The organism is Vibrio sp. 03_296, from assembly GCF_002265885.1.
Window position 1 is genome coordinate 1 of record NZ_NPKW01000675.1, and the last position, 1,037, is coordinate 1,037.

Sequence of the window (1,037 nt, forward strand, 5' to 3'; positions counted from 1 at the left end):
AAACTCAGCGCTTTAGAAATGGATTGTATCGAGAACGCCTCATCGGCATCTCCCGCTTTGATCACCTCACCTCACCTTGATTGGTGTACACCGCGATAGCAAGCTTATGCGCTGGCACTCGGGCCAAAGCAGGAATATAGTTGGCGACTTTCCCACGCCCAATCAAAGGGCGAACTTCATGCAAAATTTCGTTGAGCAGTTCTTTTGTTGGCTTCATGACAGACTTTACCAAACCATTATTAGTGTTTATTGTAGGGTCAAAAAAGCCAACATTTCTCAATGTTGGCTCTTCTTTTTCGCAGTGTGCTGATTTTATAAAACCAGTCAACATAAATCCGCGATTAGCATCACTCGCTTAAATTTAATATCCCACACACCGTGGCCAAGACGATGACCACGCGCTTCGAATTTGGTCAGCGGACGCTCTTCAGGGCGTGGAATATAATCGCCTTCTTGGGCAATATTGCTGTAACCTGGCGCTTGGTTCATGATTTCAATCATGTGCTCAGCGTAGTTTTCCCAATCCGTCGCCATATGGAAGATACCTTTCATCGGGATTCAGCTTTTGACGAACCATTTCCGCAAACTCAAGCTGTACAATACGACGCTTGTGATGGCGCTTTTTGTGCCATGGGTCTGGGAAGAACAATTGCAACGTCGCTAGGCTGTCGTTCGGAATCATGTGCTCAAACACTTCAACCGCATCATGACACATCACACGCAGATTGGTGATGCCTGCGTCACGAGCGTCTGACAGACAGGCACCAGCCAGGCGTGTGCACTTCAATACCAAAGAAGTTCTTTTCTGGGGCATTTTTCGCCATTTCAACCAAAGAAGCGCCCATACCAAAGCCAATTTCAAGCACGACAGGATTATCGTTACCAAATACCTCTTTCCATCAAGAAGATTGGCTTTTGGTAATCGATGTCCCATTGTTGGCCAGCACTCGTTTCATCGTATTTTCTTGACCTTTGGTTAAACGGCCTTCGCGACGAACAAAACTGCGGATTTTGCGGATCAGCTTGCCGTCTTCATT

The 1,037-nt window shown here is 46.6% G+C and carries 2 pseudogenes; both read right to left on the reverse strand.

Features of this window, described 5'->3' with window-relative positions:
• Positions 1 to 217 (reverse strand): annotated as a pseudogene (locus CIK04_RS27060) (glutaminase); the annotation flags it as partial.
• 107 nt (positions 218 to 324) lie between these two features.
• Positions 325 to 1,037, reverse strand: a pseudogene (trmB, locus tag CIK04_RS27065) (tRNA (guanosine(46)-N7)-methyltransferase TrmB); the annotation flags it as partial.